Source organism: Alcanivorax borkumensis SK2, from assembly GCF_000009365.1.
Taxonomy (GTDB): domain Bacteria; phylum Pseudomonadota; class Gammaproteobacteria; order Pseudomonadales; family Alcanivoracaceae; genus Alcanivorax; species Alcanivorax borkumensis.
In genome coordinates this window covers 1,089,456-1,113,181 of sequence record NC_008260.1, presented here as the reverse complement: position 1 = coordinate 1,113,181, position 23,726 = coordinate 1,089,456, and the positions used below count along the sequence as shown (strand labels likewise).

The following is a 23,726-nucleotide window of genomic DNA, read 5'->3' as shown; positions in this document are numbered from 1 at the left end:
GCTGCGGTTAAGGTAAGCGCCCGCTTGCCAACACTGGGTTCCCGGCTTTTCGGGGCCTTCCAAGAACAGACAATGGAGATCCTATGAGCAACGCCGACATCATCACGTTGCCCAAGCTTCTGTCCAAGATCCCAGAGGTGATCACTCATCTTCCCGGCCTGATCAAGGGCTCAAAGCTGACGAAAATCACCGATACCAGCAAACCATTGGGGCTGGGCGTTGCCATTGAGCGCGCCACCAGCATGAACCCTAATGGTGCTGCCGTGATCTACGAAGACACAGAACTTACCTATAAGCAGTTTAACGCCTGGGCTAACCGCCTGGCAGACTACCTGGCCTCTATCGGCCTGAAAAAAGGCGATACCATTGCGGTCAATATAGAAAATCGCCCCGAGCTGCTTGCCACCGTTGTCGCCTGCGCTAAACTCGGCGTCTGTGCGGCCCTTATCAACACTTCCCAACGGGGTAAAGTGCTGATCCATAGTTTCAACTTGGTGAAGCCCAAAGCTGCCATTATTGGTGAAGAACTGGTTGATGCCGTGGAAGAAGTTCGCGGTGATCTGGACCTTAAAGACAACTTCTTCTGCTTCGCAGATCAGAACACCTTAGATAACCCCGGTGACGTACCGAGCGGCTACAAGAATCTGGCCAGCGAAAGCCGTGATTGTTCCAGCGAGAACCCCGCGTCCACTAAGCAAACCTTCTTGCGTGACCCGTTGTTCTACATCTACACCTCCGGCACTACCGGCCTACCCAAAGCGGTTGTCTTCAACCACGGCCGCTGGGAAAAAGCCTATGGTGCTTTCGGTTTCTCTGCCTTGCACCTGACCAAAAATGATCGTATCTACACTACCCTGCCGTTTTATCATGCCACCGGTATGGTGATCTGCTGGTCCTCGGTCATCGCTCCGGCTGGCGCCGTTGTCCTTGCACGTAAATTCTCCGCCAGCGGTTTCTGGGACGATATTCGACGCCACAACTGTACCGCTTTCGGTTACGTGGGTGAGCTGTGCCGCTATCTGCATGAACAGCCAGAAAAACCCACCGACAAAGACAACAAGATCCACACCATTGTAGGTAATGGTCTGCGTCCGAGCATCTGGAAAGACTTCAAGGATCGTTTCGGCATTGAGCGGGTGGCAGAGTTGTATGCGTCATCTGAGGGCAACGTAGCGTTCACCAACATATTCAACTTTGACAACACCGTTGGTTTCTCCCCTGTGAGCTACGCCATTGTCAAATACGACAAAGAACGTGACGAACCGGTGCGCGATAGCAAAGGGCACATGACTAAAGTCGGCAAAGGCGAAGCGGGTCTAATGCTCGGTGAAATCACCGACAAGACTCCTTTCGATGGTTACACCGACCCAGAAAAAACTGAGAAATCTATCTACCGGGATGTGTTCACTAAGGGTGATGCGTGGTTCAACACCGGCGATATGATGCGCGACATCGGCTTCCGCCACGCTCAGTTCGTGGATAGGCTGGGGGACACCTTCCGCTGGAAAGGCGAGAACGTATCCACCACCGAAGTGGAACAGATTCTCGATGGCTACGATGGTATCCAGGAATCCGTGGTCTACGGTGTAGAAATTCCTAACACCAATGGCCGTGCGGGCATGGCCCAGATTCGCCTAACCGGTAACCACAAAGACTTTGACTTCAAAGGCCTGTGTGAGTATCTCAAGCGCGAATTACCCGCTTATGCCATCCCCGTTTTCCTGCGCATCAATGAAGAAGCCATGGAAACCACTGGCACCTTCAAGCACCAGAAAAACAAACTCAAAGAACAGAAGTACGACCTGAAGCAGCAGAACAATGCGGTTTATGCCCTGCTGCCTGGAGAGAGCTGCTACCAGCAACTGGACGAGGCCACGCAGGACGGCATCGACGGTGGCAAGTACCGCTTCTAAGCGATCCAGATGATCTAGGAAAGCAAAAAAGGCGCCGAAAGGCGCCTTTTTTGTGCTCCATTACAGCGCTAGTGGTGGCTTAACCCATTAGCGCAATGCCGCAATAGACATTGTTCTCGACACCGCCAACATAGGCCAGACATAGCGGGGGTTGTAACGTAAGTCCACAGGCGCTCTCCATCGCTACAAGACCATCACCTAACGATTTATGCCACCGTGCCACGCCCGCCTTAGTTTCCTTTACTCCTTTTCTTTACTCCCTTCATTTATCCAAACACGTTCACGTTACCCACATGGCCTTTTCTATCCACGGCATCTGTGGATAACACTGTTAACGAGCCTCGGATAACGCTTCGAAAGCCAGCATTTACGGTAGCTACAGCGACTTGTGTGGTTTTTCATCAAGGACATATGGATATGGATACCTTGAAAAAGGTCAAGACCATCGCCGTTTTTTCTTTGCTGGGATTACTCCACAAAAGCTGTGGATAAATATGTGAACAACTTGACCACAAGTATCTGCATCGCCCGTAATTAGGCGCTTAGCGCACAATGGTTCATTTTTAAACGAATCATAAAGCACTGATTATTCAATAACTTATTATTATATTTTCTCCTGCACACAACTCACCTTTGACCTAATGAACAAACCCCTTAGTCACGATCAGCTTGTGTAAAAGCGCCAGAGAGATCGCAATCCCCTCATGACCCACTGGTTTTATGGATTCAAAAATTACGTCAGCAAAAAACGCGAAGATATTGTCCACAGATCTTGTGGATAACCCTGTGCATAGACAGTAGAAAAGCGAGCATAATCGCCTATAAATCATGCCCCGAGACGATGTGTTCATTTTTTGATCTATATTTTTTCTTTAAATAAATCATATAGTTATACTATTTACCAAGAGATTTTAACGAGATTGTCACTTTTTCGTTCAGAAAAAGAGCATTGACAACAAATCTGTGTACAACATTGGGGCATTCTCACGTTACCAAGAGTGACACCCTGATACAGACACGCACATAACACCAAGGAGGTGAAACGGGGAAGAAAACGCAAGGAGGGGAAACCCCCGGCTATTCTGACAAAACACCAGAATAACCAGGGCTAAACACTAGGTACTCATCAGCCGAATGCTTGCAGCCCGGTCTGGGCCCGGCCCAAGATCAGGGCATGGACATCGTGGGTACCTTCATAGGTATTCACCGCTTCCAGATTCATTACGTGGCGAATCACATGATACTCGTCACTAATGCCATTGCCGCCATGCATATCTCGAGCCTGACGAGCAATATCAATGGCCTTGCCACAGTTATTGCGCTTCATCAACGAGACCATTTCCGGCGCCCAGTTTCCCGCATCTATCAAGCGCCCTAATTGCAGCGCCCCTTGCAAACCTAAGGTAATCTCAGTCTGCATGTCCGCCAGCTTTTTCTGAATCAGCTGGGTAGCCGCCAGCGGGCGGCCAAATTGTTTGCGGTCCAAAGTGTACTGACGAGCCGCCTGCCAACAGAATTCAGCCGCACCCATGGCTCCCCAGCTGATCCCGTAGCGCGCTTTGTTCAGGCAACTGAAGGGCCCCTTTAAGCCCTCCACGTCCAATCGGTTTTGTTCCGGTACAAAGCAGTCATCCAGCATGATCTGACCAGTGATCGATGCCCGTAGAGAGAACTTGCCTTCAATCTTAGGCGCGCTAAACCCGTCAAAGCCCCGCTCTACCACAAAGCCGTTGATCTTACCGTCTAGGTTCGCCCACACCACCGCCACATCGGCTATTGGCGAATTAGTAATCCACGTTTTGGAACCATTTAACAGGTAACCACCATCCACTTTTTTAGCGCGAGTGCTCATGGAACCCGGGTCAGAGCCGTGGTCTGGCTCGGTAAGACCAAAACACCCCACCCATTCGCCACTGGCCAACTTTGGCAGGTACTTGTTGCGCACCGCTTCACTGCCAAAGGTATAAATGGGAAACATCACCAGGGACGACTGCACACTCATGGCGGAGCGATACCCGGAATCCACCCGCTCTACTTCCCGAGCCACCAAGCCGTAGCTAACGTGGTTCACTCCCGCGCCACCATATTGCTCAGGAATGGTGGATCCAAGAAACCCCTGTGCCCCCATTTCTGTCATGATCTCGCGATGAAAAATCTCGTGCCGGTTCGCCTCAAGCACCCTGGTCATCAGTTTACTTTGGCAGTAATCCTGCGCTGCATCACGGATCATCCGCTCATCGTCGCTGAGCTGAGTTTCCAGCAATAGCGCATCATTCCATACAAAAACACTCATGAATCTACCCTCTCCAGCACCATGGCAACGCCCTGACCTACGCCAATGCACAAACTAAGAAGTGCATAACGACCGCGGGTTCGCTCCAACTGACGCATGGCAGTCAAGACCAAACGCGCACCGGACGCACCTAACGGATGGCCGACAGCAATAGCGCCACCATTTGGGTTCAGGCGCTCATCATCCCCAGCCAAGCCCAACTGCTTACAGCAGCCCAGCACTTGGGCGGCAAACGCCTCATTAATTTCAATCACATCCATCTGAGCTAACGCCAGGCCCGCCCGGGCCAATGCCTTGTTGCACGCATCCACCGGGCCTAGGCCCATAACGCGAGGCGCCACTCCGGCAACCGCACCAGACAGAACTCGAGCACGGGGAGCAATACCCGCCGCCACACCAGCCCTACGCGAACCCACAATCACTGCCGCCGCCCCGTCATTTATCCCAGACGCATTACCCGCAGTAATAATGCCCCCATCGACAATAGCAGGCAGTTGTCGCAACTTATCAACGCAGGTTCCGGGGCGGGGATGTTCGTCGTCAGCCACACGCAGTGGTGTCGCCTTGCCCCCCTGGGGCACCGTAACCGGTAACACTTCCTGCTGATAAAACCCTTGCTCACGGGCGACCTCATAGCGTTGTTGAGACTGTATAGCAAAAGCATCCGCATCTTCACGGCTAATACCCAGGTCGTGCGCTACATTCTGTGCCGTCTGCGGCATAGTATCGGCACCAAACTGCTTGAGCACTTTCGGGTTAGGGAAGCGGGCGCCGATAGTGCTATCGAAAACTGTCATCTCCCGGCTAAACGCTTTTTCTGCTTTGGCCATTACATAAGGGGCACGGCTCATCGATTCCGTACCACCGGCAATGATCAACTCGCCCTCGCCCACCGTCACCATACGTGCCGCATCCAATGTTGCGGCGAGGCCGCTGCCACATAACCTATTCACGGTGATCCCCGCCACGGACTGCGGCAACCCAGCTAATAACCCGGCATGACGAGCCACATTACGGGCATCTTCCCCCGCCTGATTAGTATTACCAATGACAACATCTTCATACAGAGAAGCCGCAAAGCCATTTCGCTGTACCAGTTCGCGAATCACTCCGGCCAAGAGGTCATCCGGGCGTACCGATGCCAGAACGCCGCCATGGCGACCAAAAGGGGTACGCAGACCATCGTAGATATAGGCATCAAGCATTACATCCTCCCAGGAGTTACACGCTCAAGCGGCAAAGAGACTCGATATGTAGGTAGAAAGGCCTCTCTCACCCATTTCATTCTGTTCAATCACACAAAGCATTACGAAATAAGGTGGGGGCCGGAAAAAGTGCTTTCAGCCAGTCAATATCCTTAGCGTGTTGTAGCGTAAAGGTTACCGTCTTCCGATCGCTACGTAGAATTCTATTTTTAAATTTCAGAGCAAAGTAAGCAGTAGCCAGAGTGCGATACAAATGATAATCGCTGACAAAGGCTAACCAATATCGTGTGCCTGCCATCGCTACAACCTCGCGTGACTACACCACCGTTATTTTTAGGGTATCCGGAATGGGCTCTTCTTTGTGTTGGCAATGCCAATGCTAACGTTGCGGAATTGCGATAATGGCGCAATGGGCGTGAAAGCAGCTACAAGCTTAAAACTACAAACCACGAGGCGATGAAAACGGCGTAACCAGCTGAGCTGCACATATCTACGTATTTCAATCAAACCGGTAACACAGACACCGCCTAGCTGTTTATCCGTGGCTCGCCCGCGCTTTGTAGTGTGTCGCTTTAAGCTCCTCCTCCTAATCAGGCTGCGAAATACCAAATACCGTTACGCTCTTCGCGCTGCACTTTGCCTTGCTCCAGCAGGCAGTTGAGATGCGCAATGCTTTCCCCCATTGCAAACATCATTTGCTGCACATCCAATTCGCGCTTAAACATTACCGGCAGCATATCGTGAGCATTATGGGGCTGCTGCCCACAGGCAACCAGCACCTGCTCCAGCTGCTGCGAATGATGATCCACTAACGCATTAATGCGCGCATGCAACCCGCGAAATGGCAGCCCGTGGGCGGGCAACACTAGGGTGTCTTTAGGAAGCGCATCGCGTATCACTGTCAGGCTATCGACAAATGCCATCACCGGATTAGCCTCAGGCTCCGTGGGACGTACCATTAAGTTACTGGAAATAGTCGGCAGCACCTGGTCGCCACTGAGTAACACGTGGTCTTTCTCGCGATACAGGCACAGATGCTCCGGCGAATGGCCACGGCCAATATACACCTGCCAAGGCTCACCATTAATAAGCAGCAAATCGCCCTCGCCGATAAAGTCCGGGGATTTAGGCAGCGGCATAACCACGCGGCGAAAGCCATTACCTTTACCCGCCACTTTGTTCAGGTCGTCACCCAATAGTCCATGGCTGGCAAGAAACGCTTTGAAACGCTCAATAGTTTGAGCATCAGAGGCAGTACAAATACTGTCAGCCAGCTGCCACTCACCATGACTCATCGTCACCGGCACCCCACAATGCTGCTCAAGCCAACCGGCCATGCCAAGATGGTCAGGGTGGTAATGGGTAACAATAACCCGAGTTACGGGTTTGCCGTCGAGCTGTTCAGCCAGCAACTGCTGCCAAATTTCGCGACTGCGCCGCACCCCAAGACCGGTATCCAAGATGACCCAGCCATGGGTGTCTTCAAGCAACCAAAGATTGATATGGTCAAGAGCAAACGGCAACGGAAAACGCAGCCAGAAAACACCTTCGGCAACCTTGAAGCGTTGACCCGCCAACGGCAGCTCAGTAAAGGGATAATCTAGTGACATAAGGGACCTTTTGTTTTTGGCGAACAGGGGGTGATCATTCGATACACAGAAAAAACCAGTACCTTTTGCCGTGCCACTGGTCTGTGAGCACAACGACAGGCCTGGCGACAAACCGTTTTCTTTGTAAACCCTGTGACTTTGGCGATAAGCCATCATTGATAGGAGCACGATCATGCGCGCTTGGTGTATTGAAGAGAAGCAATTGCAACTGCATAGCCTTGAGGCACCGCAGCCCGGACCGGAGGAAGTCCAGGTACAGGTCAAAGCCATCGGAGTGAATCGGGCCGATCTGCTGCAGGTTCAAGGCCGCTATCCGGCCCCACCCGGAACCAGCAGCCGCATTCCTGGGCTGGAATATGCAGGGGTCGTCAGTGCCATTGGAAAACGAGTTCAAAAACGAAAAGTCGGCGATGCGGTAATGGGCCTGGTGCCAGGCTGCGCCTATGCGGAGCAAGTGATTAGCCATGAACGCGAAACACTGACGATTCCTCAAGGCATTACTTTTATTCACGCTGCCACTTTGCCCGAAGCCTTTCTCACCGCCTACAGGGCATTGTTTCTGGAAGGCGGCTTGCAGCCGGGCCAGTGGTGCCTTATACGCCCGGCCACCGCCGGCGTCGGCCTCGCGGCTACACAGCTGGCCATCACGCTTGGCGCCCGCCCCATCGGGGCTAGCCGCGAGCCAAACAAACTTACTGCCGCCAACGACCTGGGGCTTGTGGCTCAGGTCCGCGAAAACGGCACCTTTACCGCACAGCTCAACACCATTACTGACGGGGAAGGCGTAGCTGTAATTCTGGATATGGTCGGCCCAGATTGGAACGATCTGCTCGGCGGCCTGCGTGCAGAAGGCAGCTTGGTGAGTATCGGTGTATTGGGCGGCTTGAACACTGAGCTGAACTTGGGCGCACTGCTGATGAAACGCCAGACACTGAAAAGCATGACTATGCGCAGTCAGCCACTGGAGAAGCGAATTCAGCTGGCGCAGGTTTTCAATGACCGGTTGGCGCCTTTGTTCGCCAACGGCCAATTGCGACCGCTGCCACTGGAAACGTTTTCCTTCGAAAACGCCATCGAGGCCCACAAGCATATGGCCAGCAACGACTTCAGCGGCAAGCGAGTGATTGTTGTCAAATAATAAAAGGGCCAGAGGAAGCATTGCGCCCCACAATAAAGCAGTATTTAAAATACTATTTCATGCTTGCTACATCGTCCTCAATGACCAAAATGATCAGTGCCAATCCCTTAAGCACAGAGGCCTGCGGGTTCCTCGAAACAAAAAAAAACGGGTACCCAAGGCGGGCACCCGTCAAAAGACACCACTAAGGGGTTAGCGGTGTGCGCTACAATAGAGTTTGAATAGCTTAAAGGTTTTCAGAGGTTCCTTTAACTTTCCTCCGAGTCGGGCGTTTCGCGGCAGGCTTTTCGGGTTGCTCTTCGGCGTGATCTAGTGCCTGAGTCAATTCCTGCACCCGTTTTTCAAGCTGTTCGATCTCCCGCTTGTTCGGCAGGCCTAGACGGGATAAAGCCTTGTTAAAACGGTCATCAAAGGCTTTTTCCATTTTTTCCATCGTCTCGCCGGTATGATGGCGAACCCGTTCTTTAATCTCTTCCACCCGGGATTCGGTTTTATCCTTGGTATGCCGCTCCACTTCCCGGCCAGCTTCCACCAAGGCATCAAAAAAACCGCTGCCCTCTTCCTCAGCGCGAGCAAAAGCGCCCAGACCGGCTAGCCAGATCTGATGAGTGTATTTACGAATGTCTTTTGAAGCCCCGCTCAGGGCTTTCAGCGGGTTTTGACGCCCGTCTTTTTCGTTCTGGTTCTGTTCTTGGTCGGACATAGCCCAAACTCCCGAAGGCAATTCCACGAGCGAATGCAGCGGGAAAACAACACACAAACATTATCAACGCGTGGGGCGAATTATAGAGGGGTAGAGGCGCCTGATATCGACAAATTGTAGAACAATAAATCAAAAGTGATCCAAGACAACGCTTGCAATACCGGGTGCCCAAAATTCGAACCAACGATACTATTTATCCACATCATCCTTGTCTATGACGCCCTGCTGTCGCCCGCTGATCAAACCAACACCCCGCGCTAGGCTTTTGGCTCTTTCGCGAAGCATGTCCCGTGACCCGCCCGTTAGCATGTCCATGAAACGCCGACGAAGCCGATCTTCAAGCTGTGACGCTCCCTCATCCAGGCGACGATCTACTTTGCGCTCAATCCGTGGACCTAGCCAAAAGTGGCCGATGAGACCCAGTAGAATTAGAGTCAGCAGTGAAGAGCCTGCTGCTGCCGCAAACAACAACCACGCCAAGGTGGCTATATCTATCTGCAGCACCTGCATTCAACTAATCCCAAATATAAACACAAGCTGGAAAAGGCCAGCCATGGCGCCAAGAAAGCCGCCGACCACAATCAGAATCCACTCGTCTTCCTGAAAAGCCGGTCGCAGCAAATCCTGAAACTCATCGGAACTCAATGCCTGCATACGCTCAGACATCAGCCGCTCGACAATCTGACCCCGCTCTTTGTTGAATCCCTGGTCCTCAAAAGGCTCCACCGCCAAGTCCACGGCCTTCTCTTCCACCGCTTTTTTCAAGTCAGCGTAACCCTCTGGCCCTACCGTAAGCTGGGCGGCGGTTCGCACCACCCCACCATTAAGCAGCGGTTTGAGATGACGTTTAATTAACGCTTTGGTGCGATCACCCCGCGGCCCATTCACCACCTGGTACATAATGTTGTGCAAGGTAATCACTTTGGCCGTGGAGAGACGAGCAAAGGACTCAGCCACATCTTTCTGACGCTTTAAGAATAAACCCTGAATCCGGAATGGCCCGACCTTGATCGGGTTCAGTGGGCGGAAAATCAGGTTCAGGGCCAGCCAGTTTGTCGCAATACCCACAATGAAGCCGAACAGTGGCAACACCCAGTTTTCTGGGAAAAAGATAAATACAGGCACCTGGATTAAGCCAAATAGAAAACCGAAATACAGACCGGAGTTAGTAACAAAGCGGAATTCGGGATCACCCACTTCGCGGAACATCTGCACCATGAGCTGCTTGTCTTCGCTCATCTGGGTGATAACCATATGTTTCATGTCAACCAGGTTATCAAGATTACGGCTGATGTCGTCGACCACATTATCCATAACGGCAGGAATGGCGCGCCGAGCACGACTATAAACCCGTTTGCGCACCAGCAAAGGCAAGTTTTCCCACAGAACGGCATTGCGTTCGGTCATCACCTCGTCGGTGTACTCTTCGATACGGAGCTGGATAGTACGAGTGAGGTGGTCAGCGATTTTTTCCGGTTCCATTTCGCGGAAAAATTCATCCAAGCTGCCCAGCTTGGATAGCGCCTTATCCACCACAATGCCGGCCATTTTTTCCACCTTGGAGGGGATAATGCCCTGCCAGCCGAAAAAAGGACGGATACCCAGAAATTCCAGGGGATAGAAAGTCATCTGCACAGCCATCCAGTTGGTTGTCCAACCGACGGTTCCAGCGATGAACGGAATACTGACGTACTTCCAGAAATCCGGGTACGCAAGCAAAGATTCCAGCATTGAAAAACAACTCCCCTTCAAGGGCTGGTGCACTGTAACTCGACAGCGCTAAGGCGAACAGGTCCCGCGTACACCCATCCAAGTCAAAAAAGCCAATGTAGTTTAATTATGAAAATGCATAGTATAGGGAGCAGTCATGCCAAATATAAGCGGCATCGCGTAATTTTTGGCAACAATAAGAGACCGGAACGATCACTCCGGGTCAACATAAAGACAGGATAGCGCTGCCACCATGCCTGAAACCGGTAGTTTCCCCCAACTTATTGTGCTGGGAGGCCTAGAAAGTGCCCTTAATCAGGTGCTCACAGGTACACAGCACGGTCGAGACCATCTCGCCGCCCTCCATGGAACCGTGGTGCGAGTCCGTGCCGAACGCCCCCGGTCAGTTCTGTATGTGCTGATCTATGAAGATGGCGTGGAACTGCTGACCGACTACGAAGGCAATGTGGACATTCGTGTGCGCGCACCGCTGGGGGCAATGATTCACTGGTTGTTTAGCAACGGCCCACTAGAAGACCACGAATCATTGCGTGTAATCGGCAGTGAGCAGCACATTGCCGTGCTCGCTGAACTAATAAATCAATTCAGTCTCTGGCCGCTAATCCGCAACTGGCTGGACGACCATGTAAGGCTCAAGGAGCTGCTTGCCCTGTTACGCCGGGAAGACCCAGTCTGGCTTGAGCAATTAGCCACCCTACCCCAACAGGTCGGTCAGCTGGCCGAACAACAAGCCCAACAACAGTTACTGCAGGAAGACATCCTTGAAGAACTGCGTCAGCTGCGCGGCGAGCTGCAACGGGCGCGCAAACTGGATCAGTTCTTTACCCTCACCGGCATGCTGCTGATTCTATTGTCGCTAATGAAAGCGTCCAGCTTGTGGGAAACCACTTGGCATGCCTTACAACAAGATTTCCTGTCACTGGCCATGCTTAGCCTTGGCATTGCCTGCTTGGTGGTCCGGTTACTTCCTAAACGGCTCCCTTAAAAGCCGGACATTATAAAACATAGGCATAGCGAACCAAGTACGGGTCAGGGTTTGTCCTTGCGTCCGAAAATATTCCCCAGGCGCTCACCCACCATTTCCGCACTGCTACGTGCCAAGTTACGACTAGCGCCTTCCAGTAACTCTTTAGACGGCAAGTTACGCACGCCTTCCGCCAGCCCTCGTCGAACCCCGTCTTCCACTCGATCCGAAAGAACCTGCGCCGCTTTTTCCACCTGCTCATCCAGCTCCCGTTGCAAGCTGTCACGTAAACGGGGCTGAAAATAAAAATTCGCCCATACACCGACAACCAGCAGAGTACAAAAAGAACTGAGTAGTGCCGACGCGACAATCCATGTAACTGACATGATTTCTTCCTCTGCGTGGTCCCGATTCAGGCCCCGGCCTAAAGCAACCACGTGTATAAGGGGGCCGGCATTATTGTTAAGTTGCGCTGTATAAGAGTATGACCTGATAACGGGCAACCGTGAACCCGCTAGAATCTTTGCAGCAGGAGTGGAGGCCAGCAACGACTGAAGCCTCTGCTCGCAGAAATTAACGAGGCTCTCGCATTATCCAGTGCTAACATCAACATCTCAGCCGGGCCGTTACCGGATTGACTCACTCGCCATGAATCCACACTTAACGGATTTAGCATCACGTTGAATGTACAGATCGCTCACATGAGGACAGCGGGGCAGATACAGAGACGGCGGGTCAGCGATACACTGAAACTACTGCGCCAACCGACGGGACGCGGCCAGCGAATTCTGTCACCGCAGGCACAAAACAGTCCGGCCAAAAATAACGTAGGCGGATACTGAACAGGTCCCACACAAGACGCTCAATCACGCTTCTTTGACACAGGCACTCCAAGCAGACTTATCGACACTCTAACGCTCATACTCGCTAGGAGCCCAAACCTTATGGCTTGCGTGCAACCAACACCGCACGGCGTGGTGCCGGGTAACCTTCACGGGTAAGGCTATGATCCTCGGGATCTAAAAAATCAGGAAGCGACTGGAAACGCATCCAGTCGGTAGACCGTTGCTCTTGCACCGAAGTGTTGCTTTCGTCCACACAGCGCACATCCACAAAGCCGCATCGTTCCAACCAGCGCGAGAGCATAGCCACCGACGGCAAGAAAAACACATTGCGCATCATCGCATAGCGATCTTGCGGCATTAACACCGTACATTCATCCCCTTCCACCACTAGGGTTTCCAATACCAGCTCGCCACCAGCGCACAGCGCCCCCTTTAACTCCAATAGGTGATCCAGAGGCGAGCGCCGGTGGTACAACACCCCCATGGAAAACACCGTATCAAACTGCCCGCCTTCTGCTGGCAGCTCTTCCATACGCAGAGGCAGGAACCACACAGGTAAATCCGGCGCAAAACGACGTACCGCCAGATATTGCACCAAGAACAGAATGGTCGGGTCGATCCCCACCACGCAACTAGCCCCAGCAGCTGCCATACGCCAGCAGTGATAACCACTACCGCAGCCCACGTCGAGAATCCGTCGCCCCTGCAACGATGACAAATGCGGTGCTACCCGTTGCCACTTCCAGTCCGAACGCCACTCGGTTTCCACCGGAACGCCAAAAAATTCAAATGGTCCTTTGCGCCACGGGATCAACCCCTGCAATGCGAGTTTCACAGCCTCTTCATTCTGCTCACCCGCTCGTCCAATGGTCAGCGTGTTCTGATCCAGTGCGCAGTTCGTCGGCCCAGCCGGTAGAGCATCCAGTGCCGCCATCCAGCGTGGTAGGTCACCGTGGGGACGCTCGACCAGGCGCTGACGCGACAGCGCCATAACGGCAGACAAAATTTGCGGAGAAAACAGGGGCTCAAGCCCACGTTCGCAGGCCTGCAGGTAATCAGTAAGCATTAACGCACAGCCAGTAATGAAACAAAGTTAAAACAGCGGAACCAGACATGAATCTGGCGGTAGCCCGCTTTTTTCAGTCGCGTCTCGTGGGCCGCCAGGGTTTCCGGAATCAGTACATTTTCCAGCGCATTACGCTTCTGGCTGATTTCCAGATCGGAATAGCCATTATTGCGTTTGAACGCATGGTGCAATTCGGTCTGCAAGGCATTCTCAGCGTCATTGGCGAAACGGATTTTCTCCGATAGCACCAGGATGCCACCAGGCACCGTGGCATCGGCCAGGCGTCGAATCAGGGCATCACGTTTTTCCAGGGCGATGAACTGCAAGGTAAAATTGAGCACCGCCATGGAACAAGAATTGAACGCCATCTCTGCCACATCGCCTTCTTGCAGTGTCACCCGATGTGCCTGACCAGCTTGAGAGAGCAAGTTCTCGGCCTGCTCAATCATGGCCCGGGAATTATCCACCGCAACAATAGGATTACCGGTGTCCCCGGTCAGGGTCGCCATGGCAGTGGCGGCGGCCCCTAGGGAACACCCCAGGTCATACAGGCAAGTATCCGGCTGCGCGTACCGGGCCGCCAGCACCCCAATCATGTCGATAATAGTCGGATAGCCCGGCACCGAGCGGCGAATCATGTCCGGAAAAACCCGCACCACTGTGTCGTCGAAGGAAAAACGCCCCACCTGCGAGTGTGACGTGGCGTAAATACGATCTTGTTGATCAGACATAAAGGCCCCTGTATGCATCTGCGGCGCCGATTATAGCGAGGAGCTGAGCCCGGAAGAAACGCTTATTCGTCCAGGCTAACGGGCACATTACGCCCCTACCGTCGGGCTATCCTGGCAAGAGAGGCAAAGCAACGACCCGCCGAGAACACCATGTAAACAAACAGCACAAATGCTAAACATTACATAATAGGTTCTTCGCCTGCCCAAGCCCATTGCCCCTGCTTTCACAACAAGAGGTTCGCAACAATCTAGATACAAGCCTTTAGGCCCGAGCAGAAGAATTAAAGAGCATACTCGCCAGTTTAAAACGCAGTTAACACAATGAATTTAATGATGAAAAAAAACCTATAGGGTGGCAATATTCACACAAAACCAATAAACAAGAACTGGATTAAAAATCATTAAAAGAATGGGCTTAAGCATGATGCTTGCCTGCTAATTGGAAACCACCGGAACCATCTTGCGAGTGTTGAATATGCTCATATTCCGCCATCACGAATCATTTTCTTTTCTTACCACCAGCGCCATCGGTCTCACCCTTTGTGGGCTCGGGCTAACCTTTAATAGCATTGAGTGGCAGCTGATCAGCATGGCCAGCTTTTTTGGTGGAATCATGTTGGCCGCCTATGGCTGCGTGCTCCACGCGATACAGAACCATCAAGCATGGCGCGTCGAAAGCGCACTATTGGTAATATTTATGGTGGTCTTACTTGCAGAGCCCTTGCTACCCACGGCAGTACAGGACACGTTAATATACCTTATGCCGTAACCCCCAAGTACTTGAACAAAGCTTGCTTCATGGCCGCCAGAGAAAGAGGCTTAATCAATTGTCCATCCATACCTGACCGAGACATTCGCCCAGAGTGTTCGCTAATCGCATGGGCGCTCAGTGCTAGTATCTGGCAAGGGTTCCAGCCGCGCTCTGCCTCCAGATCACGAATGTGTCTAGCACAGGCAAAGCCATCCATCACCGGCATATCCAAATCCATCAGCACCAAATCCAGATTACCGCTCTGCGCACCAAAAGCATCAAGCCCTTGTTGACCATCTTCAGCGACAATAATGTGCACAACCCCAAGCCGTTGCAGGTACCCTTTTGCCACCATCTGGTTTACCGGGTTATCTTCAACGATAAGGACACGCAAATTGGAGACAGATTCCACCGCCGCTGGTTCAGTGATAATTGGAATCACACCCGGCACATGGCTTCCCAATAATTGCTGAAGATCAGAGACTGTGATCACCGATCGGCGCAGCACCAGGACATCGCCTGACAGCCACTGCGGAGGGGAGCAGCGCATACCGATCAACAGTAGAATTTTGATGTCGGCCGAGTTCAAGCGTGTCATCTGTAATGCTTCCCCGAACAACGCCTGATCAGGCAAACCATTGATCAGCAAGATACCACTGTCCGCCTCTGCGTTAGGCTCAGCGAGCTGCCCAACAGTCTTTATCACCTTCACGGTCTGAAAACGCGGATCATCAATCAACCAATCAGCCAGGCTCCCCTGCACATCCCAGAGCCAGCTGGCAGGCGGCAGTTCAGCCATCATCGGGACCGTTTCTTGATCGCTGGCCATCTGGATACTGAAGCTGAACCGCGAACCCTGCCCTGGTGCGCTGTGCACATGGATCTCTCCCCCCATCAGCTCGACTAACTCACGGCTGATAGACAACCCCAATCCCGTACCCCCATAACGCTGTGCTGTATTGGCTGATGCCTGTGTGAAACGTTGGAACAATTGGGCCTGTTCCACCTGACTGAGCCCAATGCCCGTGTCAGCCACCGAGAAAGTATATAGCGGCGCCTCGCCGTACTGCCGACGGCATACTAAAGACAATACGACCCGCCCATTACGGGTGAATTTCACCGCATTGCCAACCAAATTGATCAAGATCTGGCGCAAACGAATAGCGTCACCCACTACGTCCGATGGCGTCTGCGGATCCACATCCAGAATCACTAGCGTGCCGTTGTCACTGGCCGGCAGATTGAACATTTGCACACACTCAGCCAGCAACACCGGTAGGTCAAAGTGCTCTTCCACCAACTCCAGCTTGCCTGCTTCAATCTTGGCGAAATCCAGCACATCGTTAATCAACGCGGTTAAGGTACGGCCAGCGCTGTCTATTAAGCTGATGTACTCCTGCTGGCGAGGTGATGGGTCGGTCTCACGTAACAACTCGGCCAACCCAATAACGCCATTCAACGGCGTTCTAATTTCATGGCTCATACGGGCGAGAAACAAACTCTTAGCTTGGCTTTCAGCACGGGCATTGATTGCTCTAGAATTAGACCAATACACCCATAGAGCCAAGCTCAACACCACCATATAAAGCAATACGATGCCCAGCATCATCCAAACTGTGGCCCGCGCTTTCTCATTGCGAGCATTACCCAATAGCTGGTCAGCCAAGGAAATCAACATGGCGGATAAGCCATCCACTGATTTCATGACACTGCGGCTACGATCATAGGCATCCGTCCAAGACACCTCGATCTGTGTGGCCAAAATCAGTTCCTGTTCAGACCACGTCAAAAACGACAATAAACTTCCCCGCACTAACCCCCATTGTTGCTGCAGCTCGATGGCTCCGGTACGTGCCGCCAGTGCCTTGATCTCACTGTCGATGATAGTCACCTGATGTTGCAGCCGCTGCCAGGCATTTTCCAGCCGGCGGACATCATTGTCGCCCAGGTAGCCGCCCCGTAGGCTCACATATAATGACAACGATCTAATCAAGCCGATATCTTCCTGCACCTGCATGAATGAACCCAAGGGAAGCGACAGCACTTCGTTGGGTTCCAAGCCCTCACCTATCGATAAGTCCGACACAAACAACACCGTGGACAAAACCGTGCTTAGCCGCTGGGTAATTTGGTTCACGTTATCAAAAGGGCCAACCACATCTTCCATAGGAATGCCGGTTTTCACCGTCAAGTCGCTCCAAGCCTCACTGAGTAAGCGGGCCTGATCACGTAGCCCAGCAGTATCGCGTTGCCGTACGCCGTGGAGAAAGGCCTGCAACCGACTGCCCGCGCGGGAACGGCTAAGCTCGAAGCGCGAGACGATCCCCGGTTCCTGGGTATAAATAGCTGCCGAGGCCAGATCTCGCATATCATTAAGAGGCGGCACGGCCTCCAGCCCCAGGTCAAACAAGCCCACATCTGCACGCATGGTATCGTAGGTATCCAGCAGCCCTAGGCGATGCTGAAGCAAAAGCGCCGAAGCGATAGCAAATGGCAACGTGATCAACGCAAACAGCAGTAACATGGCCGCACTGGTTCGCAGACCCACAACCGGCAGCCTCGGAACTGATTGCGCCCCATCTTGTGACGCAGTATGTGATGGCTTTTCCATCGGCCTGCCCTGAAAAAGGTTATGCTCGTAGTTTGCCACGTGGGAGGGCCTGAAAAACCCCCTGCATGGCCTATAAGGGTATAAATGCTTAGGACACCTGTGAATAACGCCTTGCACACTAAGGCTTTCAGGCTGGTCCCCCCCCAGTTGGACCAGGTAGAGAGGAGCGCACTTCTGAAGGCCTGCGGGTTGCCTGTCGAGGCCGTACAACAACGGGATATCCCGATAACAAGATAATAACCTTCCCTATGCTGCGATCTATGAATGTAAAATTTTGCTATCTGTTGCCCGCCTTTATCTGGGCCATTTCGCTGGCCGGCTGTGCCAGTAAAACGGCCCTGGAAACCTCAAGCGCACCATTGCACGTACAAAAGTTAGACAAATCCGCCCTGAAAGCCACAGGCTCGGAAAACCAAGCCCGCGCTCTACCCGCGCACAAAGCGCAGCTAGCGTTCTATCAGGCCCCCAAAACCCTGGCAGGCCTCCAACTTGACGGCGAAATCAGCTCCGAATACGCACGCACCCTGCGTTACCGAGGGCCCAATAGCAAAGAACAACTTACCCTTACCCTCTCAGGCTTACCCACAGGGTGGGATAGCATGCCTGCGCATCGTGCCGTAGCAGGCTACTACAGCGAGCTTCGCCAGCGCCGAGTGAACAAAGCGTTAAGCAACAGTGCCTATGCTCTTAGCATAATCAGCGAACAACTGGTCGACCTAGAAGGAAACCCGAGCGCGCAATCACAAATGCGCTGGATAGAACCCAATCGACCGATTCAGAACCAAGCGTTACTGGTCACACTGATCAATAACCACTTCGTTCGCATCAGCAATGCCAGCTACCAGCAAAAAACACGCTGGTTACTGCAACAGGCCAAGCGTGCCCTCGCAGAGTTCAAGGCAGCACAGGCCGTGACGGCACCCTGAACGCAACATGTTATTATTTCGCCTCACTGGGAGGTTCGCTAACCATACCGGCTTCATTAACGCTCCCGTGTTGGCAACCCTGATCCTCGCCCACACAAATGGGCCCTCTTTTTTATGACAGCAATTGATTTCGCCCTGCCTAACTGGGGTGGCCACGCCATTGTCATCGGCGCTGGGCTGGCTGGCGCCACCACCGCCCGAGCCCTAGCCGAACGGGGCTGGCGAGTAACCGTGATCGACCCTCAGGGCATTGCCAATGGCGCGTCCGGAAACTTAGCAGGCGTGGTATACAGCACCCCTAGTCCTCACCTAACCCCACAGAACCGTTTCTACCAAACGAGCTACCGCCATGCATTAACTTGGCTATGCCGCCACGGCTTTCCTGCCAGTCACCGCGACGGCCAACTCAACGGCGTGATTCAGCATTTCGTCAACGACAAACAACGGAAAAAGCTCACCGCTGCCATGGACAGTGGCGCCTGGCCAAAGGATTTGCTGCGACCGGCCAACGCCGCCAATGCCGTAGAACTGGTGGGCGGCGGCTATCTGCGCCCAGATCGCTGGTGCCAACATCTTCTCGACCACCCCGCCATCGTGTTGCGCCATGAAGCAGTAACGTCACTCCATGAAGGGGCACCCGCTAGCGTATGGCTAACTCACAGTGGGCCGCTTGAAGCCAATGCTGTGATCGTTTGTGCTGCCGGTGCCAGCCAGCAGTTAGGCGGTTTGGCCTGGCTTCCCCTCAAGCAGATACGAGGCCAGGTCAGCTATTGTCAGGCCACCGATACATCCCGCCAGTGGCAACAGGCACAATGCCACGGAGGCTATCTAACACCCGCGTTGGACGACCTACACTGTGTCGGTGCGACGTTTAATTTGCACGATAGCCACCCTGCGCCCACGGATGCCGACGATGCCGAAAACCTTGCACAGCTAAAATATTATCTTCCAGATGCTTGGCAGGCTTTGGGGGGCAATGCCATTGCGATCAAACACCGCCGCGTGGCCTTTCGTTGCCAGAGTGTGGACTTTTTGCCCTTGTGTGGCCCCTTGCCTGTAGCCACCGACAACCCCCACCGTACAGCCACAGGCTTGTATCTCAACCTTGCCCACGGCAGCCGAGGGATTACCGGTACACCGCTGTGTGCTGACCTGTTAGCCGATCTCATAAGCGGGCAATCGTTACCCATAGACGCACAATTGGTTGACGCCCTGGACCCTGCACGGTTTATTGTTCGCAAACGCAAAAAACAACCGGAGTGGAAACCATGAATTTAGTGAGCGTGCCTGTCACCGCCCTGTATGCCGCCCTGTGCGGTTTTCTTATTATCGCCCTAGCCGCCAACGTAGTCCGTTACCGTTTGGGTAAAAAGGTATCCTTAGGGGATGGTGGCCACGAAGATGTGAACCGCGCCATTCGCGCCCACGGTAACACCATAGAATATATCCCACTGGCACTGATATTGATGGCCTTGCTGGAAATCAATGGTGCCGGCAATACCTCCTTACACCTCTACGGCATTGTGCTGCTGGCCGGGCGTATATCCTACGCCTACGGCATGCTGGTTCCGCACAGCAGCATCAACCAGGCCCGCCAGATTGGAGTGCTGTCATCCTGGATCGTCATCGTCGCCACTAGCATTCAGTTGCTGGTGAGCAGCCTCTGAAATCGCAAGCTTACAAACGTAGAAAGCGCCTTTCGCGCTTTCTCATTTAAACCGCTTAACCCGACACTATTTATGCCAATCATTGTTCCTTGGAAAGATCTGCCCCCCGACACACTGCACAACCTGATTGAAGAGTTCGTGACACGGGAGGGTACCGACTACGGCGATACCGAGATCGCCACTGCTACCAAGGTGGAGCAGGTCCGTGAGCAGTTGAAGAAAGAACAGGTATTTGTGCTATTTGATGACATTACCGAAAGCGTTTCCATATTAAGCAAGGAACAGCTCACCGACATTGAGAACGGACAGTAATCACAGGTTGCTGCTAATTCTTAAGTTATTCGCTGTGAGCGCTGTCTACCCCCTGCCGTATACGCAATGTCACCAATACCGTGCGCAAATGCGGAACCGGCACATCAAGACGGTCAGCGATAGCGACTATATTGCCAACAATGGCCTCCAGCTCGATAGGCCTATCATTCAAGTAATCCAGCGCCATAGAGTTTTTATATGCGCCCATGGCGCGAGTCCCCGATATATTCTTCTCGATGATGTCGGGGGGCATGGGGTAACCATCAGCCTCAGCCACCGCTATCACCTCTTTCATCATAAGGCGGATCAACGCTTCGCCACCTGGAGCATCAAGCATGGTCAACGTATCAGCACCGTTGGCCAGCACGCTCAACGGATTGAACGATGTGTTCCAGACACATTTGCGCCAACGCTCGCCAACCACCGCATCAGTACCGTTGACATCGATACCGCCCTCGCGGAACAAATTGGCCAACTGTTCGCAGTGCTGATCAAAACCCTTTGGAAAATTCCCCATCACCAGCTGTCCATAGGCCTGGTGATTAACGGTACCCGGCCCGGTGCGGCTCACAGCAATGAATGCCAAACAACTTAGCAATGGATTGTCGGGGAAGGCATCGGCCAGCTCACGTTCAATATCCAGGCCGTTCTCAATCAGCACCAGTGCGGTGTGATTTCCTAACCAAGAGCGAACGAGTTCTGCCCGGTCCACACCCGGCAACACCTTGACGCACAACAACACATAATCTGGCGTTTGCAGCGGGGTTTCACCAGGCTGATAGACATGATCTGGAGTCCACGAAAGGTCACCCAGCGGGCTAGTAAAGCGGAAACCAGAGGCTTTCACTGTCTCATAATCTGAACGCAACACAACACTAACCGCACACCCTGCCCGTTTCAGGATCGCGCCATAAAAACTACCAATGGCACCAGCGCCTATCACCACAATGTGGGGCTTAGCCTCCGCGCTTTTGAGGATCATTGCCTCTATTCTCCTAACAGGCTGCGTTCTTGTTGGGGCCCAAACAACGCCGGCAAACCGAGCATGACAAACAAACCCATCGCCGATGAATACAAAGTGCTGACTCGCTGATGAACCTCACCTGACGCCCGCGGCAACAACAGCACGCCACCGAGTATGTTTCATACGCCCAGGTTATCGAAAGTTCAAACGAGGTTTGTTCATGAAAAATAAGCGCGAGCCGTTCTCACACAGAACCTTCACCAACCACAAGGCTGGGGGAACGCTGCAGGCTGAACAGGAAAGTATCCACATAATCCGGCGCGGCATCCGCCAGATCAAAAACTGACGGATCCAACAACCAATACATGATCACGCCATTGAGCAGGCTATGCAGCAATGTCACCGCACGCCCAATGTTTAACCCTGCAGGAAGCTGCCCTTTGGCAATAGCATTCCTGAAAGTCGTTTCCAGTCCGTCAGACGCATCCCTGCACGCATCGCGCTGGCGCAATAGCAGATCCCGATTCTCATCACTGAACTCGCACTTCTGAAAAATGATCTCGAAAACCCGGCGCTGGGACGGATCCTGAGCCACTTGCTGTAACAAATACACCATAAACTCACGCAGGCGTCCCATTGGATCCGCCTCATCATCCGCCTCTGCCCGCTGGGCTAAGGCCTCAAATGGCAAGCGCCGACGGTCCGCCATGGCCACAAAGACATCATGCTTATTTTTGAAGTGCCAATAAATCGCTCCGCGCGTCACTCCCGCCTCACAGGCAATATCATGTAATGAGGCAGACAACACGCCCTTGCGATGAAAAACTTGTTCCGCCGCATCCAAGATATGGGTACGGGTTTCCATCGCTTCTGCCTTGGTGCGCCGAACCATTGGAGACTCCCAAATGGAATTGACAGTATTTTGTTCAAGTTAGCCAAAAGATCTATACATACATTACTGAATGTATATACTGAACCTGATTCATTTTTCATGCAAGCACCACAAGCCGTCTTTAATGGACAAGCTGATGGCGTGCTATAGCGTGTTTCCAAGCACTGAGGTGATTATGCGCAGCGGTTTCATTCTCCCCCTGATAGCAGGCGTACTCGCACTGCAGCTAAGTGGCTGCGGCGATGCCGGCCAATCCGGCCAACAACAACAGCAACAAGCACCCGAAGTCGGCTTTGTCACCGTCAAGGCGGCCACCGTCACCTTGAACCGGGAACTGCCCGGGCGAACCACTGCACACCAGGTTGCCGAAGTGCGGCCCCAAGTCAGTGGTGTGATAGAAAAGCGCCTCTTTGAAGAAGGCCAAGAAGTAAGCGCGGGGCAACCGCTGTACAAAATAGACTCACGCACCTATCAAGCAGCGGTGGCTAGCGCCCGAGCGGAGCTGGCCCGTGCCACTGCCACCCTGAATTCCAACGACTTGCGAGCCAAACGCTTCAAGAAACTGTTGGATTACAAAGCGGTGAGCCAGCAAGAATACGACGAAGCTCAGGCCCAGCTGGATGAGAACAAGGCCGCCGTAGCCGCTGCACGTGCCAATCTGCAAAGTGCCCAGATCAATCTGGATTACGCCACGATTAAAGCGCCAATCAGCGGGCGCATTGGCCGCTCCAGCGTCACCGCCGGTGCTTTGGTCACCGCCAATCAGGCAAACGCCCTGGCCACCATTCGCCAACTCGACCCGATCTACGTAGACCTGACCCAGTCAAGCAACGAGCTGCGTCAGCTGCGCCAAGCCATGCAGGCCGGTGAGCTGCAACAGGTCAGCGACGACGAAGCACGCATTACCCTAATACTCGAAGATGGCTCCCACTATAAGGAAGCCGGTGCCCTGCAATTTTCCGAATTCGCCGTGGATGAAAGCACCGGCTCAGTCACCTTGCGTGCCCTATTTCCCAACCCGGACGGCGAACTGCTGCCCGGCATGTTCGTTCGCGGCCGCCTACCGGAAGGTCAACGCAAGGATGCCATTCTGGTTCCCCAAAAAGGCATTACCCGCGACCCGACCGGCCAAGCCTACGCCATGCTGATCGACGACAATAATCAGGTAAAAAAAGTGAAAGTCCGCACTGAGCGCGCAGTCGGCAACCAGTGGCTTATTGCCGACGGACTGAAAGACGGTGATCGCCTGATTGTGGACGGCCTGCAACGGATTCAGCCCGGCGCTCCGGTTTCCCCAGTGGACACAGAAAAAGCCAACGTCGAGCCCGCACCCGCACAGCAAGAACAACCCCAGTCCCCCGCCAGCGACGCTGGCGAGGCACAAAGCGCAGCGCAATAATACGC

20 protein-coding genes are annotated in these 23,726 nt (G+C 53.3%); 8 read left to right on the top strand and 12 right to left on the bottom strand.

The window, feature by feature from the left end; genetic code table 11:
• Positions 1-83 precede the first annotated feature (83 nt).
• Positions 84-1,913: a long-chain-acyl-CoA synthetase gene (locus ABO_RS05090; protein WP_011588269.1), complete on the top strand. Its 1,830-nt coding sequence runs from the start codon at positions 84-86 to the stop codon at positions 1,911-1,913.
• Positions 1,914-3,039: 1,126 nt separating this feature from the next.
• Here the strand turns inward: ABO_RS05090 and ABO_RS05085 are convergent.
• The 3 genes from ABO_RS05085 to ABO_RS05075 all read right to left on the bottom strand — a co-directional run bounded on the left by ABO_RS05085 (position 3,040) and on the right by ABO_RS05075 (position 7,021).
• The gene (locus ABO_RS05085; RefSeq protein WP_011588268.1) at positions 3,040-4,206 is read right to left on the bottom strand and encodes an acyl-CoA dehydrogenase; all 1,167 of its coding nucleotides are present in this window, start codon (positions 4,204-4,206) and stop codon (positions 3,040-3,042) included.
• Positions 4,203-5,411, bottom strand: a complete 1,209-nt coding sequence (locus tag ABO_RS05080) for a 3-oxoadipyl-CoA thiolase (RefSeq protein ID WP_011588267.1) — start codon at positions 5,409-5,411, stop codon at positions 4,203-4,205. The genes ABO_RS05085 and ABO_RS05080 overlap by 4 nt, the downstream gene beginning before the upstream one ends.
• Positions 5,412-6,001: 590 nt before the next feature.
• Positions 6,002-7,021: an MBL fold metallo-hydrolase gene (locus ABO_RS05075; RefSeq protein ID WP_011588265.1), complete on the bottom strand. Its 1,020-nt coding sequence runs from the start codon at positions 7,019-7,021 to the stop codon at positions 6,002-6,004.
• Between the two features lie 172 nt (positions 7,022-7,193).
• Here ABO_RS05075 and ABO_RS05070 point away from each other — a divergent pair, with 172 nt between their 5' ends.
• The gene (locus ABO_RS05070) at positions 7,194-8,159 is read left to right on the top strand and encodes an NAD(P)H-quinone oxidoreductase (RefSeq protein ID WP_011588264.1); all 966 of its coding nucleotides are present in this window, start codon (positions 7,194-7,196) and stop codon (positions 8,157-8,159) included.
• 226 nt (positions 8,160-8,385) lie between these two features.
• Here ABO_RS05070 and ABO_RS05065 read toward each other — a convergent pair whose 3' ends face one another.
• The 3 genes from ABO_RS05065 to ABO_RS05055 form a co-directional block, all read right to left on the bottom strand.
• Positions 8,386-8,862: a phasin family protein gene (locus tag ABO_RS05065; RefSeq protein WP_011588263.1), complete on the bottom strand. Its 477-nt coding sequence runs from the start codon at positions 8,860-8,862 to the stop codon at positions 8,386-8,388.
• A gap of 189 nt (positions 8,863-9,051) precedes the next feature.
• Complete coding sequence (locus ABO_RS05060) at positions 9,052-9,372, bottom strand: hypothetical protein (RefSeq protein WP_011588262.1); 321 nt, start codon at positions 9,370-9,372, stop codon at positions 9,052-9,054.
• Positions 9,373-10,593, bottom strand: coding sequence for a DUF445 domain-containing protein (locus tag ABO_RS05055; RefSeq protein ID WP_011588261.1), 1,221 nt, complete (start codon positions 10,591-10,593; stop codon positions 9,373-9,375).
• A 232-nt stretch (positions 10,594-10,825) separates the two neighbouring features.
• Here ABO_RS05055 and ABO_RS05050 point away from each other — a divergent pair, with 232 nt between their 5' ends.
• Positions 10,826-11,578, top strand: coding sequence for a hypothetical protein (locus tag ABO_RS05050; protein ID WP_011588260.1), 753 nt, complete (start codon positions 10,826-10,828; stop codon positions 11,576-11,578).
• 44 nt (positions 11,579-11,622) lie between these two features.
• Here the strand turns inward: ABO_RS05050 and ABO_RS05045 are convergent, their stop codons facing one another.
• The 4 genes from ABO_RS05045 to ABO_RS05025 form a co-directional block, all read right to left on the bottom strand.
• Entirely contained in the window at positions 11,623-11,943 is a 321-nt protein-coding gene (locus ABO_RS05045; RefSeq protein WP_011588259.1) for a hypothetical protein, read from the bottom strand.
• Positions 11,944-12,499: 556 nt separating this feature from the next.
• Positions 12,500-13,468 (bottom strand): tRNA 5-methoxyuridine(34)/uridine 5-oxyacetic acid(34) synthase CmoB, encoded by a 969-nt coding sequence (cmoB, locus tag ABO_RS05040; RefSeq protein ID WP_011588258.1) that lies wholly within the window; start codon positions 13,466-13,468, stop codon positions 12,500-12,502.
• Entirely contained in the window at positions 13,468-14,199 is a 732-nt protein-coding gene (cmoA, locus tag ABO_RS05035; protein WP_035458527.1) for a carboxy-S-adenosyl-L-methionine synthase CmoA, read from the bottom strand. Before cmoA ends, cmoB begins: the two co-directional genes overlap by 1 nt.
• A 758-nt stretch (positions 14,200-14,957) precedes the next feature.
• Entirely contained in the window at positions 14,958-17,498 is a 2,541-nt protein-coding gene (locus ABO_RS05025) for a hybrid sensor histidine kinase/response regulator (RefSeq protein ID WP_041705291.1), read from the bottom strand.
• Positions 17,499-17,821: 323 nt separating this feature from the next.
• On the opposite strand from ABO_RS05025, the gene ABO_RS05020 reads away from it, so the two are divergent.
• The 4 genes from ABO_RS05020 (at position 17,822) to ABO_RS05005 (ending at position 20,466) form a co-directional block, all read left to right on the top strand.
• Positions 17,822-18,487 (top strand): hypothetical protein, encoded by a 666-nt coding sequence (locus ABO_RS05020; protein ID WP_011588255.1) that lies wholly within the window; start codon positions 17,822-17,824, stop codon positions 18,485-18,487.
• Between the two features lie 114 nt (positions 18,488-18,601).
• The gene (gene mnmC, locus ABO_RS05015; protein WP_011588254.1) at positions 18,602-19,759 is read left to right on the top strand and encodes an FAD-dependent 5-carboxymethylaminomethyl-2-thiouridine(34) oxidoreductase MnmC; all 1,158 of its coding nucleotides are present in this window, start codon (positions 18,602-18,604) and stop codon (positions 19,757-19,759) included.
• Positions 19,756-20,154, top strand: a complete 399-nt coding sequence (locus tag ABO_RS05010) for an MAPEG family protein (protein WP_035458533.1) — start codon at positions 19,756-19,758, stop codon at positions 20,152-20,154. The genes mnmC and ABO_RS05010 overlap by 4 nt, the downstream gene beginning before the upstream one ends.
• Positions 20,155-20,226: 72 nt before the next feature.
• Positions 20,227-20,466, top strand: coding sequence for a YheU family protein (locus tag ABO_RS05005; protein ID WP_011588252.1), 240 nt, complete (start codon positions 20,227-20,229; stop codon positions 20,464-20,466).
• Positions 20,467-20,491: 25 nt separating this feature from the next.
• Here ABO_RS05005 and ABO_RS05000 read toward each other — a convergent pair whose 3' ends face one another.
• Positions 20,492-21,448, bottom strand: a complete 957-nt coding sequence (locus tag ABO_RS05000) for a ketopantoate reductase family protein (protein ID WP_011588251.1) — start codon at positions 21,446-21,448, stop codon at positions 20,492-20,494.
• Positions 21,449-21,674: 226 nt separating this feature from the next.
• Entirely contained in the window at positions 21,675-22,322 is a 648-nt protein-coding gene (locus ABO_RS04995) for a TetR family transcriptional regulator (RefSeq protein ID WP_011588250.1), read from the bottom strand.
• Between the two features lie 136 nt (positions 22,323-22,458).
• Here ABO_RS04995 and ABO_RS04990 point away from each other — a divergent pair, with 136 nt between their 5' ends.
• Positions 22,459-23,721 (top strand): efflux RND transporter periplasmic adaptor subunit, encoded by a 1,263-nt coding sequence (locus tag ABO_RS04990; RefSeq protein WP_231860980.1) that lies wholly within the window; start codon positions 22,459-22,461, stop codon positions 23,719-23,721.
• Positions 23,722-23,726: the final 5 nt, after the last annotated feature.

Excerpts from the sequence above, each read along its gene's own strand:
- ABO_RS05080 (WP_011588267.1), bottom strand. The coding sequence starts at position 5,411 with ATGCTTGATGCCTATATCTACGATGGTCTGCGTACCCCTTTTGGTCGC.
- ABO_RS05045 (WP_011588259.1), bottom strand. The coding sequence starts at position 11,943 with ATGTCAGTTACATGGATTGTCGCGTCGGCACTACTCAGTTCTTTTTGT.
- ABO_RS05065 (WP_011588263.1), bottom strand. The coding sequence starts at position 8,862 with ATGTCCGACCAAGAACAGAACCAGAACGAAAAAGACGGGCGTCAAAAC.
- ABO_RS05075 (WP_011588265.1), bottom strand. The coding sequence starts at position 7,021 with ATGTCACTAGATTATCCCTTTACTGAGCTGCCGTTGGCGGGTCAACGC.
- ABO_RS05070 (WP_011588264.1), top strand. The coding sequence starts at position 7,194 with ATGCGCGCTTGGTGTATTGAAGAGAAGCAATTGCAACTGCATAGCCTT.
- cmoB (WP_011588258.1), bottom strand. The coding sequence starts at position 13,468 with ATGCTTACTGATTACCTGCAGGCCTGCGAACGTGGGCTTGAGCCCCTG.
- ABO_RS04995 (WP_011588250.1), bottom strand. The coding sequence starts at position 22,322 with ATGGTTCGGCGCACCAAGGCAGAAGCGATGGAAACCCGTACCCATATC.
- ABO_RS05005 (WP_011588252.1), top strand. The coding sequence starts at position 20,227 with ATGCCAATCATTGTTCCTTGGAAAGATCTGCCCCCCGACACACTGCAC.
- ABO_RS05010 (WP_035458533.1), top strand. The coding sequence starts at position 19,756 with ATGAATTTAGTGAGCGTGCCTGTCACCGCCCTGTATGCCGCCCTGTGC.
- ABO_RS05000 (WP_011588251.1), bottom strand. The coding sequence starts at position 21,448 with ATGATCCTCAAAAGCGCGGAGGCTAAGCCCCACATTGTGGTGATAGGC.
- ABO_RS05020 (WP_011588255.1), top strand. The coding sequence starts at position 17,822 with ATGAATGTAAAATTTTGCTATCTGTTGCCCGCCTTTATCTGGGCCATT.
- cmoA (WP_035458527.1), bottom strand. The coding sequence starts at position 14,199 with ATGTCTGATCAACAAGATCGTATTTACGCCACGTCACACTCGCAGGTG.
- ABO_RS04990 (WP_231860980.1), top strand. The coding sequence starts at position 22,459 with ATGGCGTGCTATAGCGTGTTTCCAAGCACTGAGGTGATTATGCGCAGC.
- mnmC (WP_011588254.1), top strand. The coding sequence starts at position 18,602 with ATGACAGCAATTGATTTCGCCCTGCCTAACTGGGGTGGCCACGCCATT.
- ABO_RS05050 (WP_011588260.1), top strand. The coding sequence starts at position 10,826 with ATGCCTGAAACCGGTAGTTTCCCCCAACTTATTGTGCTGGGAGGCCTA.
- ABO_RS05060 (WP_011588262.1), bottom strand. The coding sequence starts at position 9,372 with ATGCAGGTGCTGCAGATAGATATAGCCACCTTGGCGTGGTTGTTGTTT.
- ABO_RS05055 (WP_011588261.1), bottom strand. The coding sequence starts at position 10,593 with ATGCTGGAATCTTTGCTTGCGTACCCGGATTTCTGGAAGTACGTCAGT.
- ABO_RS05090 (WP_011588269.1), top strand. The coding sequence starts at position 84 with ATGAGCAACGCCGACATCATCACGTTGCCCAAGCTTCTGTCCAAGATC.
- ABO_RS05085 (WP_011588268.1), bottom strand. The coding sequence starts at position 4,206 with ATGAGTGTTTTTGTATGGAATGATGCGCTATTGCTGGAAACTCAGCTC.